17 protein-coding genes are annotated in these 16433 nt (G+C 37.2%); 5 read left to right on the forward strand and 12 right to left on the reverse strand.

Features of this window, described 5'->3' with window-relative positions; genetic code table 11:
* Positions 1-128: 128 nt before the first annotated feature.
* From hflX to MKX39_RS16900, 4 genes are all read right to left on the reverse strand, one after another.
* Positions 129-1400, reverse strand: a complete 1272-nt coding sequence (hflX, locus tag MKX39_RS16885; RefSeq protein WP_093537499.1) for a GTPase HflX — start codon at positions 1398-1400, stop codon at positions 129-131.
* 13 nt (positions 1401-1413) lie between these two features.
* On the reverse strand, positions 1414-2160 hold the full coding sequence (locus tag MKX39_RS16890; RefSeq protein WP_340770620.1) for a VOC family protein: 747 nt from the start codon (positions 2158-2160) through the stop codon (positions 1414-1416).
* 88 nt (positions 2161-2248) lie between these two features.
* Positions 2249-2773 (reverse strand): RDD family protein, encoded by a 525-nt coding sequence (locus tag MKX39_RS16895; protein WP_340770622.1) that lies wholly within the window; start codon positions 2771-2773, stop codon positions 2249-2251.
* Positions 2774-2856: 83 nt separating this feature from the next.
* A complete protein-coding gene (locus tag MKX39_RS16900; RefSeq protein ID WP_445678032.1) occupies positions 2857-4488 on the reverse strand; it encodes an AMP-binding protein in 1632 nt (543 codons plus the stop codon).
* A 173-nt stretch (positions 4489-4661) separates the two neighbouring features.
* Between MKX39_RS16900 and nhaC the strand changes: the two genes are divergently transcribed.
* From nhaC to MKX39_RS16915, 3 genes are read left to right on the forward strand one after another with little or no spacing between them, the layout of a single operon-like run.
* A complete protein-coding gene (nhaC, locus tag MKX39_RS16905) occupies positions 4662-6041 on the forward strand; it encodes a Na+/H+ antiporter NhaC (RefSeq protein WP_340763753.1) in 1380 nt (459 codons plus the stop codon).
* Positions 6042-6093: 52 nt separating this feature from the next.
* Complete coding sequence (locus tag MKX39_RS16910; RefSeq protein WP_340763755.1) at positions 6094-7257, forward strand: class I SAM-dependent methyltransferase; 1164 nt, start codon at positions 6094-6096, stop codon at positions 7255-7257.
* Positions 7258-7290: 33 nt separating this feature from the next.
* Complete coding sequence (locus MKX39_RS16915) at positions 7291-7557, forward strand: hypothetical protein (RefSeq protein ID WP_340763757.1); 267 nt, start codon at positions 7291-7293, stop codon at positions 7555-7557.
* Positions 7558-7607: 50 nt separating this feature from the next.
* Here the strand turns inward: MKX39_RS16915 and MKX39_RS16920 are convergent, their stop codons facing one another.
* From MKX39_RS16920 to MKX39_RS16940, 5 genes are all read right to left on the reverse strand, one after another.
* Entirely contained in the window at positions 7608-8894 is a 1287-nt protein-coding gene (locus tag MKX39_RS16920) for an ABC transporter permease (RefSeq protein ID WP_340763759.1), read from the reverse strand.
* Positions 8894-9583: an ABC transporter ATP-binding protein gene (locus tag MKX39_RS16925; protein ID WP_340770624.1), complete on the reverse strand. Its 690-nt coding sequence runs from the start codon at positions 9581-9583 to the stop codon at positions 8894-8896. The genes MKX39_RS16920 and MKX39_RS16925 overlap by 1 nt, the downstream gene beginning before the upstream one ends.
* Positions 9584-9797: 214 nt before the next feature.
* Entirely contained in the window at positions 9798-10580 is a 783-nt protein-coding gene (locus MKX39_RS16930) for a hypothetical protein (RefSeq protein WP_340770626.1), read from the reverse strand.
* A 1-nt stretch (position 10581) separates the two neighbouring features.
* Entirely contained in the window at positions 10582-11454 is an 873-nt protein-coding gene (locus MKX39_RS16935) for an ABC transporter ATP-binding protein (RefSeq protein ID WP_340770628.1), read from the reverse strand.
* On the reverse strand, positions 11451-11828 hold the full coding sequence (locus tag MKX39_RS16940) for a GntR family transcriptional regulator (RefSeq protein WP_340763767.1): 378 nt from the start codon (positions 11826-11828) through the stop codon (positions 11451-11453). Before MKX39_RS16940 ends, MKX39_RS16935 begins: the two co-directional genes overlap by 4 nt.
* A 191-nt stretch (positions 11829-12019) precedes the next feature.
* On the opposite strand from MKX39_RS16940, the gene MKX39_RS16945 reads away from it, so the two are divergent.
* Entirely contained in the window at positions 12020-12517 is a 498-nt protein-coding gene (locus tag MKX39_RS16945) for a sigma-70 family RNA polymerase sigma factor (protein WP_340763769.1), read from the forward strand.
* Positions 12514-13383 (forward strand): DUF3298 and DUF4163 domain-containing protein, encoded by an 870-nt coding sequence (locus MKX39_RS16950; protein ID WP_340770630.1) that lies wholly within the window; start codon positions 12514-12516, stop codon positions 13381-13383. Before MKX39_RS16945 ends, MKX39_RS16950 begins: the two co-directional genes overlap by 4 nt.
* A 110-nt stretch (positions 13384-13493) precedes the next feature.
* Here the strand turns inward: MKX39_RS16950 and MKX39_RS16955 are convergent, their stop codons facing one another.
* The 3 genes from MKX39_RS16955 to MKX39_RS16965 form a co-directional block, all read right to left on the reverse strand.
* Complete coding sequence (locus tag MKX39_RS16955; protein ID WP_340771501.1) at positions 13494-13985, reverse strand: PCYCGC motif-containing (lipo)protein; 492 nt, start codon at positions 13983-13985, stop codon at positions 13494-13496.
* A 101-nt stretch (positions 13986-14086) separates the two neighbouring features.
* Entirely contained in the window at positions 14087-15463 is a 1377-nt protein-coding gene (fumC, locus tag MKX39_RS16960) for a class II fumarate hydratase (protein ID WP_340770633.1), read from the reverse strand.
* A gap of 14 nt (positions 15464-15477) precedes the next feature.
* Entirely contained in the window at positions 15478-16413 is a 936-nt protein-coding gene (locus MKX39_RS16965; RefSeq protein ID WP_340770634.1) for an HD-GYP domain-containing protein, read from the reverse strand.
* Positions 16414-16433 lie beyond the last annotated feature (20 nt).

Below are 16433 nucleotides of genomic sequence, written 5' to 3' on the forward strand. Positions count from 1 at the left end.
AACTTTTTAATTTGTTCTATTAGTTCTTGCGACTTTGCGGTGATTTTTGGTTACTTTCCGGTGATTCTTGACTACATTGCGATGATCCTTCGTTACTTTGGGGTGTTTCTCTACAACATTGCAGCTATCTATTGGACAAATAAAAATTCTTGAAAACGATCATAATCTGATTTTTTCATTTCTACTTGTACAACGGTACCCTCTTCCTCATACGAAGTAGTGGAGACTGACGCATGCTCATTTAAGTAAGATACAATATCTCCACGGTCAAACGGGATTAGTAAGGAACAACTAACATAATTAGAGAAAATATGTTTTCTAATAATCTCTATCAGCTCATTCAACCCTGCTCCCTCTTTCGCAGAAATCCAAATATTATCACCTGCGATATGTGGGTATTTCATATCTGCTAAATCAGATTTGTTGTAAACAAATACAGTAGGTACATCTTCAACACCAACAGCATGAAGTGTGTCGTTCGTTACGTCCATCATGAAGCGATGCTCTGCGTTCGATACATCCACAACGTGTAGAAGTAAATCTGCATCACGTGCTTCTTCCAATGTTGAACGGAAGGCTTTTACTAAATGATGGGGAAGCTTACTAACAAAACCTACCGTGTCTGTTAATAAAAATTCCTTTTGGTCCGGAAGTTTAATCTGTCTGACGGAAGTTTCTAGCGTTGCAAAAAGCATATCTTTTTCAAACACTTGCTTCGATTCCATTTGTCCGACTTTGTTTAACAATTGGTTCATAATTGTAGATTTACCAGCATTCGTATAACCTACTAAAGATACAACGGGAATTGCATTTTTCTTACGTTGCTTGCGCTGCGTTTCACGTTGATCTTTTGCATGCTCGAGGTCTCGTTTGAGTTTGGCAATCTGATCTTCAATTTTACGTCTATCCAGCTCTAGCTTTGTTTCCCCAGCACCACGGTTTTTAAATCCACCGCCAGTTCCCCCACCTTGTCGCCCTAGAGATGCTCTAAGTCCCACAAGACGTGGAAGCATATATTGAAGTTGCGCTAAATCTACTTGCATTTGAGCCTCGTTAGATTTTGCACGTCGAGCAAAGATATCAAGAATTAGCATAGTACGGTCAATAACTTTACAGTCCAAGTCACGTTCTAGGTTCCTAATTTGTGATGGGGAAAGCTCATCATTGAAGATAACTAGATTAGCTCCGGCTTCTTCATATAGGCTTCTAATCTCCTCTACCTTACCGGTCCCCACATAATGAGATGAGGTAACTCGTTCAAGATTTTGCGTTACTTCCCCAACTACCTCCACATCTAATGCCCCTGCTAAATTGTGTAGTTCTTCCAATCCATATTCAAAATGCTCATCTTTTTGTAATTTTACAGCTACGAGTATTGCCTTTTCTATTATTTCATCCATATAATTTCTCCTTTTAAAGAAAGCGATAGGTTGCTTGTTCATATGTGATTTCTTTATGTAGATTAGAACCATCAATATCAATGCTTGCAAGTCGCTCTTTTGTTTCGATTTTACTTTGTTTAAATATTAATCGTGTATTTTCTAAAAGTAATGTTTGTTCATCATACTCGATTAGCTGAAAATAGTTTTTCCACTTATTCATTACTTCCCTTGGATCTCGAACGTGAAACTCACAAGCAGTAATAGATAACTTCAGATTACTGGCATTTATTGTTCCATCCTCCTGCAGTGAGTGGTATCTATCCTCATCGCTCTCCTCCCATTCTATAAAGAATGGAAAAGGCAAAGCATTACTAACTTCCTCGTGGATAAATAACATTTTCCATTTACGTATTAATCCGCTAGTTGTCTTCCTCTCAGCATGTAGAACTCCCGAAGTTTTTATACCCTGGTCCATTAGCTTGTTACTAAGATGAGCTATATTAGTAGTGCGGATACAGATTGTATTGAACCCTGCTCCACTTGTTTTCAAGTCATGAAGCATAAGATTTATAAGAGGATGATCAGCGTTGTTCGCAACTTCCTCCCGTTCTACGGAAAGCCACTCAATATAGCTTGTTTTCGTATAAAGTAGCGCGTTGTATGTTCCCCATTGAGTATGTTGACCACCCACTACTGTATGAACTTCATTTTCCATCCAATTTTTCGCTACCTCTAGCGGTTCTTTTGTAACGCTATGAACGATATGATCCAAATACATCGTAGCACCTCCTTTCAATAATTCCCATGCCATCAGTATATCAATAAATATGAAGAGCATCGATCGGAAAACTGATGCCTATCAATTACTAAGATCCCACCTTAATAACCTGTGTTTCGACAACCATGTCATAAAGTGATTTTTTACGCTTACTAAATAGAGCGGTAAGAATATATGCAAGCATAAGCCCATAGATAATTCCACCAATTGCATAGTAGCTAATTGGAACTTCTGCATCTCCAAGGTAAATCAGGCGATACACTAGATAATGTGAAAGTTCCCAAGGGAGAAATTTCACAATGGTTCTAAAAATGGACTGGAGTATCGAAAGGTTTTGATTATGTTTATTGACTACTTTAATTCCCATATATCTCTTACCTATGGACTGTTTCCCTAGCACTGAATCACTAATAATAAAATAGAGTGAAACCGGCAATGTTACCATTAGAAATCCTGTGAACTGCGCAACTACAAGTGAGTTAATAAACAAACTCTGTACAGATGGAAATACAAATATATTAAAGACAGCAAGCACACTCAAGTAGGCAAATATAAGCAAGTAATCCAGCATAAACGCTTTGAATCGCATTATGAAAGTTGCATTCGCATTCACTTAAAGTTACTCCTCGTAATGGATTTGTTTTCTTACCTTTCTATTCACATGAAATTTGTCGATTTCCCAGGAAATAATTCGAATTATACCTCGGCCTTCTCTTTAGACATTTCACGAAGGAGAAACTTTTGAATTTTGCCTGAAGCTGTCATTGGATATGACTCTATGAATTCAATATACTTTGGTATTTTATGAAATGAAATTTTCCCTTTACAGTATTCCTTTAATTCATCAGAAGTTATCTGTTCGTCGCTTTTTAGAATAACCCATGCCATAAGTTCTTCTCCGTATTTAGGGTCAGGTACTCCAACTACTTGAACGTCTTGGACCTTAGGGTGCTGATATAAAAATTCTTCTACTTCTTTTGGATAGATATTTTCTCCACCACGGATTACCATGTCTTTAATACGTCCCGTTATATCTATATACCCTTCCTCATCCACCACTGCGATATCACCTGTGTGAAGCCAACCATTAGGGTCAATTGCCGTCTTAGTTGCTTGTTCGTTTTTATAGTATCCTTTCATCACTAAATAACCTCGGGTACAAAGCTCACCAGGGACTCCAGTTGGTGTATCTTCCCCTGTAAGTGGATCTATAATCTTCACTTCAACCGCAGGATGAGGCTTCCCGACAGATGACACTCGCTTCTCAATAGGATCGTCGGTCTTCGTTTGTGTAATGACCGGAGAGGATTCTGTTTGTCCATAAGCTATTGTTATTTCACTTGCACCCATATCGGTGATCACTTTTTTCATCACTTCAATTGGACAAATAGAGCCTGCCATAATACCTGTTCGCAGTGTAGACAATTTAAACTGCTTAAAATCTGGATGGTTCAATTCTGCGATGAACATTGTTGGTACCCCGTGCAATGCTGTACATTTTTCGTCCTGAACTATTTGAAGTACTTTACCTGGATTAAATTGCTCGATAATGACCATGGTAGTTCCATGTGTTACAGATGCGATTGTTCCCATTACACACCCAAAGCAGTGGAAAAAAGGTACCGGAATACAAAGACGATCTTTTTCTGTTAAATATATATAGTCGCCTACGAGTTGTCCGTTATTTACTACATTTTTGTGCGAAAGCATTACACCTTTTGGAAAACCAGTCGTTCCAGAAGTATATTGAATATTAATCACTTCTTCATTATGAAGTGATTTCAATGCGTTCTCCAACGTGTCGTCCGACACCTTATCTGCATGTGATAATAGCTCCGCCCATGAATACATACCTTTATACTCATTGTCAGTCATTACTATGACTCTTTTAAAATGGGGGAACTTTTCTGAGAGAATATTGCCTTTTTCTGAATGAATAATTTCCGGGCAAATTGCACGGACAATATCTAAATAGGATGTTCCTTTAAAAGATTCGCATAATATGAGCGTCGTAGCATCTGATTGTTGCAACAAGTATTCTAGTTCTTTCTCTTGATAATTTGTATTCACTGTTACGAGTACGGCACCCATTTTTCCTGTTGCGAATTGGCTGAGTAACCACTCTCTCTTATTGTCAGACCAAATGGCCACATGCTCCCCTTTTTGAATGCCCATACCGATAAAGGCTTTTGCAAGCTCATCCGTTTCTTTGTCAAACTCCTTATACGTCTTTCGAATGCCATGCTCTGGATACACATACGCTTCTGTATCTGGAAATTTCCTGGCTGCTTCTTTCACAATTTCCCCAACTGTTTTTTCATTTAACAAACCAATCACCCCTTGATTGTTTATTTACACTCTATTTTATCACAAAATTCTGATGAAATAGACTTTTCCTTTTCCGATTGACAGTTTGTTGAAACCTGGTAAAATCCTAATTACTTTAGTGATTGAAAGCGTTGAATCGCCAAAGTGTTAAAATTAGTTTAGGAGGATATTTTATGTTTCGAATTTCATCTACAATTACGCCTCCTTTTCGAGAGGCATTATTTCTAATCTTGTTAATAGTTTCTTTGATGGTAGTTTGTATTATAAAATTTGATGCTGTACCACATTTACCAATTTTATTTGCCATTCTACTTTTAATTGGTTATGGGCTATTAAAAAGGGTTCCATTCGAGTCATTGGAAGAAGGACTAATAGAAGGTTCTAAAACGGGACTCGGCGCTGTTTTCATCTTTTTCTTTATAGGAATTTTAATAAGTAGCTGGATGATTGGCGGTACTATTCCGACGCTTATTTATATAGGATTTCAATTGATTTCACCTCATTTTTTCTTTGCAATAGTCTTTTTAGTAACATGCGTTATCGGTCTTGCTATTGGCAGTTCATTAACAACCGTTGCCACAGTAGGTGTTGCTTTTGTTGGTATAGCAAGTGCTATGGATATTTCATTGGCTATTACTGCTGGGGCCATCGTTTCAGGAGCCTTTTTCGGAGATAAGATGTCTCCATTATCAGATACCACGAATCTAGCGTCAGCTATAGTTCGCGTTGATCTGTTTGAACATATACGTAATATGGGCTGGACGACAATCCCAGCATTTTTTATAGCGATAATTGGATATGCATTACTTTCGCCTAACAAAGAAATTCAACAATTAGAGCAAATAACTACACTGAAAGAAGGTCTACTTCAAACTGGTATGGTCCATTGGTATTCATTACTTCCATTAGTTTTGCTCATTGTACTTTCTGCCAAAAAAGTGCCTGCTATGTTAGCACTTGCTCTCACTTCAGCAAGCGCAATAGCTGTAGCTTATTTCCATCAGTTTTTCACAGCAAGTGAAGTATTACACATCCTATTTAGCGGCTATACATCTCAAACTGGTTTAGAAGCGGTTGACTCCTTATTATCTAGAGGTGGAATGACTAGCATGATGTTTACTATCTCCTTAGTCTTACTGGCTTTGAGTATGGGGGGGCTTTTATTTACTTTAGGAATAGTGCAAAGTTTACTACGGAAAATAGAAAGTCTACTAACGAGTGTAGGAAAGGTCATTTCAGCTGCAGCTTTCACAGCTATAGGAGTGAATGTACTAATCGGGGAGCAATACTTGTCTATTTTATTGACAGGCGAAACCTTTCAAGCCCATTTCCAAAAAGTTGGGTTAGCAAACAAAAACCTTGCTCGTGTGATGGAGGATGCGGGGACTGTAGTAAATCCACTAGTCCCTTGGAGTGTATGTGGAATCTTCATAACAGACGTACTATCTGTTTCAACAATTGATTACTTGCCATTTGCCTTCTTCTGTTTACTTTGTCCGGTGCTCACCATTTTGTTTGGACTGACTGGCAAAACACTTACTTATAATAAATGAAGTCGATGTGATACACTATTTCCAAGTATATTACGAAAAAGTAGGCGATTTTATGGAATTTCAAGAAATGAAAGAATACATGCTTGAGCAAATAGTCACGAAGCAACTAGTCACGGCAACTATTAGTCAACCACGCGCAAAGTCTAATGAAGTGAAACGTGTAAAATTGAAACCAATTGAGATAAAGAATACGTATCATATCCAATTAGAATACCAGTACGAAAGAATATTAAAGCATGAGAATATTGCTTTAGATGCTTTTTCAGAGACATTAGATGGACTCTTAGAACAGTTCCGTCAGTTTCATATAGATTTCAGAGAGGAAAAAGTACAGGCTCAGCTTTCCAAGAAAAACAAGGTTATGTGGAAATCAGAAAAAGCCACTGTCTCTAAAGCTGTAGACCTCTCTCATAACCGTAAAAAGAATTATTTATTGGATGCGAATACACCATACCCTTTTCTTATACGCTTAGGTGTCCAAACAGCAGATGGAAAAGTCAAAAAGCAAAAGTACGATAAATTTAAACAAATAAATCGTTTTATCGAATTTATCGATGACACCCTTGCCTATTTACCAAAGGATAAGGCCGTTAGAATTCTCGATTTTGGTTCAGGTAAATCTTATTTGACATTCGCACTGTATCATTACTTGAAAATCGAAAAAGGACTTGATATTCGAGTTACTGGTCTTGATTTGAAAAAAGAAGTAATTGAAGAATGTGCTCAAATAGCCAATGATTTAGGATACGAGCAGTTAGAGTTTCTAGTAGGAGATATAAATGACTATAATGACGAAACTGCGGTAGATATGGTTGTGACGCTTCACGCCTGCGATGTGGCAACTGATATGGCACTTGCCAGAGCAGTTAAATGGGGTGCTAGTGTTATATTAAGTGTACCTTGCTGTCAGCACGAATTAAATACACAGTTAGAAGCACCTGGTCTAGATATAATGTTAAAACATGGTTTGATAAAAGAACGTTTCGCTGCTTTAGCGACGGACTCCATTCGAGCAGAGATTTTAAATATGGTCGGGTACGAAGCACAATTAGTAGAATTTATCGATATGGAAAACACCCCTAAAAACATATTGATACGTGCCTATAAAACAGGAAAAAAACCTACCACTGAACAAATGGCAAGTTATCAGCAATTTAAGCAGCTACTTAATGCAAAACCATTTTTGGAGAATGAATTGAAAGATTATCTGAATTGAAAAGATTGAAATACTATGCCGCCGGAGGATCTTATGATGAAAGAACCAACAATTAAAAAAGTGGCTTATGGTTTTGCTATGGCCATCGCAATTATTATTGTGCATTTTATTGATGCCCGCGTTTATGCAATGCCTCCAATATTCGCTTTGTTTTTGGCAATTTTCGTTACCTATCTGGGGATTGTATTAATAAATAAATCAGATAAACTAAATAAACCGATCTCTAGAACTAAATATAATTTAATAAATGCAGTCGTTGTGTTTATACTGTTTATCGCTTATTTTACGATTTCCGTATAAAAAAGAGTGAGCAAGAAATGTCTTAAGACACTTCTTACTCACTCTTTTCTTTATAACTCCTGACGTAATGCTTGAATCACGTCTATTTTTGTTGCTTTGCGAGCTGGTCTCCAACCAGAAATCATTGCGACTCCGATACTCATAGCTGATGCAAGAAGCACTAACTGCCAAGGGATTAACGAGAACGTGATAGATAAATCTGAGAACTCATCCTCTCCTAGAGCAGCGCCAACAACCAGCGGGAGTAACCAGTTAGCTAGGAAGCTCACTGCGTAGGAAATAACGATCGCTAGTAGAGTTCCGATTATCCCAATCCACGCACTTTCCATCAGGAACAATCGTTGAATTAGCTTAGGACTAGCTCCGATTGCTTTCATCACGCCAATCTCACGAGTCCGTTCAGTTACGGCCATTGTCATTGTGTTGAAAATACCTATAGATGATATAAGAATTGCAATAGTCCCAACAAAGATTAGTCCAATTTTAAAAGCCATAAAAAATACATCGATCTGTTCTAATTGCTCTGATACAGAAAAGACGTTATAGCCCATATCCTTTAAATCTTTTGTAACTGATTTCACATGCTCTAAACTAGATGTATAAATTTTGGTGTTTGTATAAATTTCAGGAACTTGTTCTCCATTTGCTTCATAAGCTGCTGTTAATTTCGGTAACCATGATTCATCCATTAGAATGCTTGAATCTACTATCCAATCTTTTGCTGGATTTTCCATCACTCCTACTACTGTAAAATCCCACTGTTCTGGAAATGCACTCTCCGATTCATACGGTTGTAAGGATAGAGAAACTTCTTTACCTATAATCGACTTTTCATATCCCTTAGGAAGATCCGCTTCCTCTACTCCCTCTTCTACTTTTATACGTTCTGCATCTGTCCACAAGTTCTGAGCAAAGTGATACCCTACTATTATCTCCGATTCATTTTTGGGCAATCGTCCTTCTGATAATTTAAGGTTTGATTGTTCTTCCTCTTTCATGTCAGTTAAGCGCAAGTCTCCTGACATCATTCGATCCTCAAAATGGAAGCTTGTCATTGTATCCATGCTAGTTCTTTGGACGATTGCTCCAATAAATGGTACAGCTTTGATTTCTTTAAGGTTCAATTCTTCATTTTCACTCGGGAAAACTTCTACCTGCGTGATGGCTTGATCTTGAAGTATTTCCTTGCGCATCGTATCTTGAATACCAAATCCAATAGAAGCTAATACGATTAAAAATGCACAACCCATCGTTGCGGCAAGAATAGTCATAAATACACGTAATTTATTTTTCTTAATATGTTGGCGAACAAAATCGACCTGATCTTTAAATAACATTACTGTAAATCCCCCTTCACTAATTCCCCGTCGCGCATTTTAAATGTTCGATGGGCAATACTAGCAACTTCCTCATCGTGTGTAATCATCACAAACGTTACACCAAGTGTTTGATTTAAATTTTGTATTAGCAATAATATATCTTGCTCCGTTTCAGAATCTAAACTCCCCGTTGGTTCATCTGCAAATAATATCGGTGGATTCGTTATTAATGCTCGAGCAATACTCACACGCTGCTGCTGTCCCCCCGACAATTCATTTGGATAATGGTCTCCAACCTCTGTCAAACCTACCTTGTCCATCATTTGTTTAACACTCGTTTTTCTTTGCTTAGCGGATATTCCCTTTAGTTTTAGTGGTAGTTCTACATTTTCAAAAGCTGTTAATCCAGGCATCAGTTGAAAATTTTGAAAGATGAAGCCGAAGTTATTTAATCGGAATGCTGCTCTTTCTGTTTCATTTAAGTTAGCTGTTTCCTGTCCATTTACTGTTATCGAGCCTTGTTCAGGGCTCATAAACCCTGCTATCGTATGAAGCAAAGTTGACTTACCCGAGCCGCTTTTCCCTACAATTGCCACGATTTCTCCCTTTTCCACTTCGAAGGATAAGCCTTTTAAGACCGGTACTTTCTTTTCCTTTCCTTTTTTCCCTATTAGGAATGTATGATTCACTTGCTTCACTTTTATCATCTTTTTACCTCCCGTTTCACTACTCATTTCATTGTATCCTTCATTTCTTAACATTTTAGAAGGATAAAAATGAAGAAATTCTTAAGATAGTCTGAAATGCGGAGGGGGCCCTGGTAGCCCTGAATAGCTCTGGAAGGGCTGGCGCCCGGAACTGGACACTGTCAAAAACAAAAAAGTGCACAAAGTTTTCACTTCGTACACTCTTATCCCTTTATTACATTTTAATAGCAACTTTCTTTGTAAGCTGGCGAATAACCCATAGAACTATAATTATAATTGCCACCACACCTATTATGGATATTGGTAAACCAAAGTCATACGAGGAAAGCCTTTCTGGTACTGTTAGCCCTAATCCTATACTTAATAATGCATTTTCTATAAAGACTAAGACAATGGAAATACCAATAAACACTAGACCAATCACCACACCAAAACCGTAAAAGGCACTTCCTATTAACCAACCTAGCAGATAAAACGTTAAGAGGTTTAAAATAACGATGAATATTGCTAACAACCAGTTACTTTGTGGATCGACATAAGGAGCTATAATAATGGATTGAATAACCTCAACGATTACCCCATCATCTTCCATGTTGACTCTTTCACCAAAAGTAGTCGTAAAAATTGATGACATATTAAACATTTTTAAGATGAATAATTCAATTACTGCCACTATACTCGTAATCACTGGAAGTGCAATAGAAAGTCCAACAGAAGCAAGTGCTGCTCCCTTAAAGTAATCTTTTCTCGTTACTCCATTACTGACATAGTGAGGTAAAAATCCATACGATGAGATAATGCCGACCACTAGCATAAATATATTTGCAGCTACAAATGTAGAGACAAAGTAGATTTCTATGTCATTGTTGCTATTTATAGCCATTACTATTTTTATTAGATGAATAACGAACATTATTCCTAAAAATCCAAATGCCCAAAATAATTGAACCCAAAACAAATCTGTTGCTACTTTCGGAAAAATGCTTGCTTTTTTCAATTTAATCATCCCCTTCTGTCAAATGTATAAACAGATCTTGAAGTGAAATTGGACCAATCTCCAGTCCCCTTTGCCGAGCTACTTTTCTGTCATGCTCACTTAGTTCACCATATACCATTACAGATTTTGTATTACCCAATTGTTGACTATTTAACTGTTTCATCGGGCGTACAAACTCGTCTACAACCTCCGCTGCGCCTGTAATGGAAGAGCCCTTTGTAACAAGGGACTCAAAATCCTCTTGTAACACAATACTTCCTTTATGCAATATTATTACTTCATCAAACAAATAATCCATTTCAGAAACTAGATGTGTAGAGAGTATAATGATGCGCGGATGGTTCGATTGGTCTTCTAGCAACTCACGGTAAAATATATCTCTAGTTGGAGCATCCATTCCCAAGTATGCCTCATCGAATATCGTAATCGGGGATCTACTTGCTAAACCTATCGTTACGTTTAGAGCGGACTGCATACCCTTCGAGAATTCTTTTATTGGTTTCTTTAATGGAAGTTTAAACTTCTCTACTAAGTAGTCAGCGTATTCTGCATCAAATTGAGAACGGTATCTCCCAACATACTCGAGTGATTCTTTTACATTATCTGATTCATCTTTATAGTCTTTATTGAAAATGAAAGATACATGCTTCATAATTTCTGCATTCTCAAATGGAGCTTCGCCACCTATTGCAATAGTTCCGCCGGTTTGTTCTCTGAACGATGCCAAGATAGAAAGTAGAGATGTTTTCCCTGCACCATTTCTTCCTAATAACCCGTAAATTTTAGGTTCATTTAGGATGAAAGAAACGTCTTTTAATGCGGGATAGGAACCATAGGTTAAGCTCAAATTGTTTACTGAAACATTAAAATTCATTGAAGATCACTCCTTTTCACTTTGCTTATTAGATGAACGATTTCCTTTTCTGTTATACCTAACTTGTCAGCTTCCCTCACTAGACCTACTATATAATCATCTACAAATGCTTCTTTCCGTTTTTGCACGAGCACTCCTTTAGCTCCTTCTGCTACGAACATCCCTATCCCTCGCTTTTTAAATAATATTCCTTCTTCTACTAATTGGTTGACACCTTTTGATACGGTTGCGTGATTTATCTTGTAAAAGCTAACTAATTGATTCGTAGAAGGGGCCTGCTCACCTTCTTTTAATTGATCGTTTACAATTTGGTCTTCAATTTTTTCTCGGATTTGCAAATAGATCGGTTTGTCATGGTCGAAAAGTGTGCTCACTACAATAACCTCTCTCCTTATTACTTATATGGTTATATACTTATGTGTATAACCATACCAGGTGGGATATTTTTCGTCAAGCAGAAGATTTGCCGTTAATATTAATAAAAGGCAAACTTTTTTTCAGCTAACCCAGTCTAATAATTAATACGTTCGAACGTTACAGCAAGAAAAAGGAGCATACCCCTGTCATGACAAAATCAGAAAAGTTTCAGCTAGTGGAAAATTATATAGTTGAAAATCAAAACGCCCATTACCGACTTGCTTATAGCTATGTAAAAAATAAGGAATCTGCCTTGGACATTATCCAGGAGAGCATTATGAAAGCATTAAAGTCGATTGATTCACTTGAGCAAATCCAATATTTAAAAACGTGGTTTTACCGAATATTAATAAATACTTCCATAGATTTTATTAACAAAAACAAACGAATGGTTGTCGTCGAAGATGAAGTTTTAGACTTCCACCTACCTTCCAACGAAATGGAAATACCGGACATCGACCTGTATGAGGCAATTGACCATTTAGCACCAAAACAGAAGACACTAATAATCCTTCGTTTTTTTGAGGATATGAAAATAGAAGACATTGCAATAACACTTGGTATAAATTCAAACACAATTAAAACTAGATTGTATGCATCTCTTAGGAAATTACGTTCCACTATGGAAGAGAAGGTGAAAGCATGAGCAAGTTAAATGAATCTAAAAAACAGTATAACGATATTGAAATTCCATCAGAGTTAGAGCAATTAGTAAGTAAATCTATTCAAACTGTAAAAATGGAACAAAAGAAGCCTTCTTTCAAAAAGCTTGGAATTGGCATTGCTGCAGCTGCAGCAATATTTGTAGCTAGTGTTAATATGAGTCCTGCTCTCGCTCAATCCCTTTCCACAGTGCCTATACTTGGATCCATCATTCAAGTCGTTTCGGTACAGGAAATAATTATAGAAGAGGACACATATAACGCGGATTTAAAAGTACCAAATATTACTGGATTAACTAATAAAGAATTAGAAAATAGTCTAAATGAAAAATATATAGCAGAAAACAAAGTACTTTATGAAGGCTTTCAAAAAGAGATGGAAGCACTGAAGGAAGTTGGCGGGGGTAATCTTGGTGTAGTTTCTACGTATGAAGTAGTAACGGATACAGATGAGATTCTCTCTATCAGCCGCTACGAGGCAAATATAGTAGGTTCTTCATCCACTACTATGAGAACCGATACAATCGACAAGAAAAATGAAATCCTCATCACATTACCTAGCCTATTTAAAGACAATGGATATATAGATGCAATCTCCAACTATATCAAGGATGAAATGGCTAAAGAGATGGAAGCAGATGAAACAATTATGTATTGGATTGCGAGTGAAGAAGAAATTGGTTTTGAAACCATTCGTCCAGATCAAACGTTCTCTATTACAGCTGATCACAAACTGACTATTTCCTTCGATAAGTATGAGGTGGCACCAGGTTCTATGGGAGTTATTACTTTTGAAATACCAAGCCGTATTATAAAAGAAGAGCTAATCAGCGATTATTATATTCGATGATTTCAGGGATATTCGCGTGATAATCATATTTATTCACCAGTTACTAAAATGATGGTATTTAAAAACTGCTCCTCCTCACGAAATGTGAGAAGGAGCAGTTTATTTTTTAGTTATGAGGGCATCGGTGTTTCGGTTGGTTTTGCATAGCCTTCTTTATACGTTTCATCAATTGTATTACGAATTTCTACTAGTGATTTACCCTCTTGTATCATTTGGATTGATGCGATAGCTGTTTCTAAACAGGCTGCGCAACGAGTTCCATGATCATCCCAAACGACCTCTCCATTTTCCTTTATCTCATGGACGAAGCAGTTGAAATTACTTTTGTGTCCTGCGCTATCCCCACAACCACAATAACAAGGCATCCATTTTAGTACATCATTCGCTTTTGCAGCTGCTTGATAAACGAGCTTCATGTCCTCGGACTGATTATCTAAAAATGCAGGCAATATATCTGATGAAGCAGTTGTTTCTTGTAAATCCCCATTTTCTAGATGACCAACATGATCCTCGTGTTCTTCATGATTTTCTTTCTTATTTTCCTGTCCACATGCGGAAAGCAATAATATACTGCTTAGTAACATAAGTAATACTTTTTTCATAATCATAAACAATCCCTTTTTACATATTATCAGTCTAGCTCCAGCACCTATCTTCTAGCGCTTTTCAGGGCTTACATAGGCGCTTTCGCTTTTCTTTAATATTAAATCATATTTTCCGGTTTTACGATTTCATCAAATTTGTCAGCAGTCAGAAGTTCTAGCTCGATTGCTGCCTCTTTTAATGTTGTACCGTTTTTATGTGCATGTTTAGCTATTTTAGCGGCATTCTCATACCCAATATATGGGTTTAATGCTGTTACGAGCATTAATGAGTTATTTACATGGTGCTTAATCGTATCTAAGTTAGGTTCAATTCCCACTGCACAATTATTATTAAAGCTAAGAATAGCATCACTTAATAACCCAACTGATTGTAGAAAATTGTAAATGATTACTGGTTTAAAGACATTTAATTGATAATTCCCTTGGCTTGCTGCAAAGCTGATCGTTGTGTCATTCCCCATTACTTGGGCAACAACCATTGTCATCGCTTCACTTTGAGTTGGATTTACTTTACCTGGCATAATGGAACTTCCTGGTTCGTTTTCTGGAATAGAAATTTCTCCAATACCTGAACGCGGTCCACTTGCAAGTAAACGTACATCATTTGCAATTTTCATCAAGTCTGCAGCTAATGCTTTTACAGCGCCATGGACATAAACAACATCATCATAACTTGTTAACGAATGAAATTTGTTTTTAGCAGAGGTAAATTCGATTCCTAGTGCTTTAGAAATTTCTGCTGCCACTTGGTCACCAAAGCCTTTGGGAGCATTTAAACCTGTTCCAACGGCTGTTCCACCAATTGCAAGTTCCTTCATATCTTCTACGCTTTGTATAATCATTTTTGCTGATTTCTCTAGCATCCGATGCCAGCCACTAAACTCTTGTCCTACTGATAGAGGAGTCGCATCCTGTAGATGTGTACGACCGATTTTTATAATATCCATAAATTGCTCGGATTTTTTTCCTAATGTTCCCTTTAAGACATCAATTGCTGGGAGTAGTTGGTTTTCTATTGCAAGTACTCCAGCAATATGAAGCGCCGTTGGAAAAGTATCATTGGAGCTTTGTGATTTATTTACATCATCGTTCGGATGAAGACGCTCTTCGCTTCCCTTTTCCTCTAATAACTGATTCCCTCTGTAAGCGATCACTTCATTAACATTCATATTAGATTGAGTACCGCTACCTGTTTGCCATACAACTAAAGGAAAATGCGCGTCTAGTTTACCAGCTAAAATTTCATCTGCTGCTTCTGCGATAGCATCTTTTTTCGCTTCCGACAGGTTGCCTAACGAATGACTTACAACCGCTGCAGATTTTTTTAAAAGGGCCAATCCATGAATTACGCCAATTGGCATCTTTTCTGTGCCAATTTTAAAATTTTGTTTGGATCTTTGAGTTTGGGCTCCCCAAAGACTATCTTCTGGAACTTTTATTTCTCCCATAGAGTCATGCTCAATACGATAAGACATTAACCTCGCTCCTTTTAAATCCATTTATTTTGTTTTTCTTCCAACATTGCTAAAAATTCATCCACTACCTCTGGGTGAAATTGAGTGCCTTTTCCATCTTTCATCTCTTGGATCGCTTCCTCAATGGTCATCGCCTTGCGGTATATTCGATTCGTAGTCATTGCATCAAATGCATCTACTACAGAAACAATCGAAGCCTCTATAGAAATTTCATCTCCTATTAAGCCATATGGATATCCTTTTCCATCATACCTTTCATGATGTTGTTCTACAATAAAAGCGGCTTTTCGTATACGTTCAATTTCATGATTACGCATCATTTCTGCCCCTAGAGTTGTATGCATTTTAATGACTTTCCATTCTTCGTCAGTTAACTTACCCGTTTTGTTTAGTATTTCTAAAGGAATTGCCAACTTACCTATATCATGAAAGTACGAACCCATCGATATAATAGCAACGCCTTGGCGACCTGGTCTCATTTTTTTCCAGAGTTCGATAGAATAATCACGAATTCGCGAGCAATGATGATAAGTATATCCGTCTACTTCTTGAATACGTTTAGCATCTCTTTGGATAATTTCACGCTCAGAAAAGCTCTTTTCAAATATCGAAGAAGTCATTTCAAATAAAATCTCGACATGTGATTCTGCATTACAGGTGACGACTCCAGTACACTTATTGACATCAATGACATCGCCTTGATGCAATATAAACTTTTGTCCATCGCAATCTATGTCTAAAACACCAGTTAAAATCGTATATCGCTCTACAAAATCAGCGGAATTATTTGAGTTATTATAAACCCAAGTTGTTGTGTTAGGAAACAATGTATATAGAGAGTAAGAAATATCTTCTGCACTTCCAAGATAGGTTGTAACCGATTGATCGGTAAATACTCTCGGTAGGTATGCTTTTATACGTATATCCTGTATTTGTTCAACGGTTAACATATTTCATCCCCCATACCTAT

The organism is Psychrobacillus sp. FSL K6-1464 (assembly GCF_038003145.1).
GTDB lineage: Bacteria > Bacillota > Bacilli > Bacillales_A > Planococcaceae > Psychrobacillus > Psychrobacillus psychrotolerans.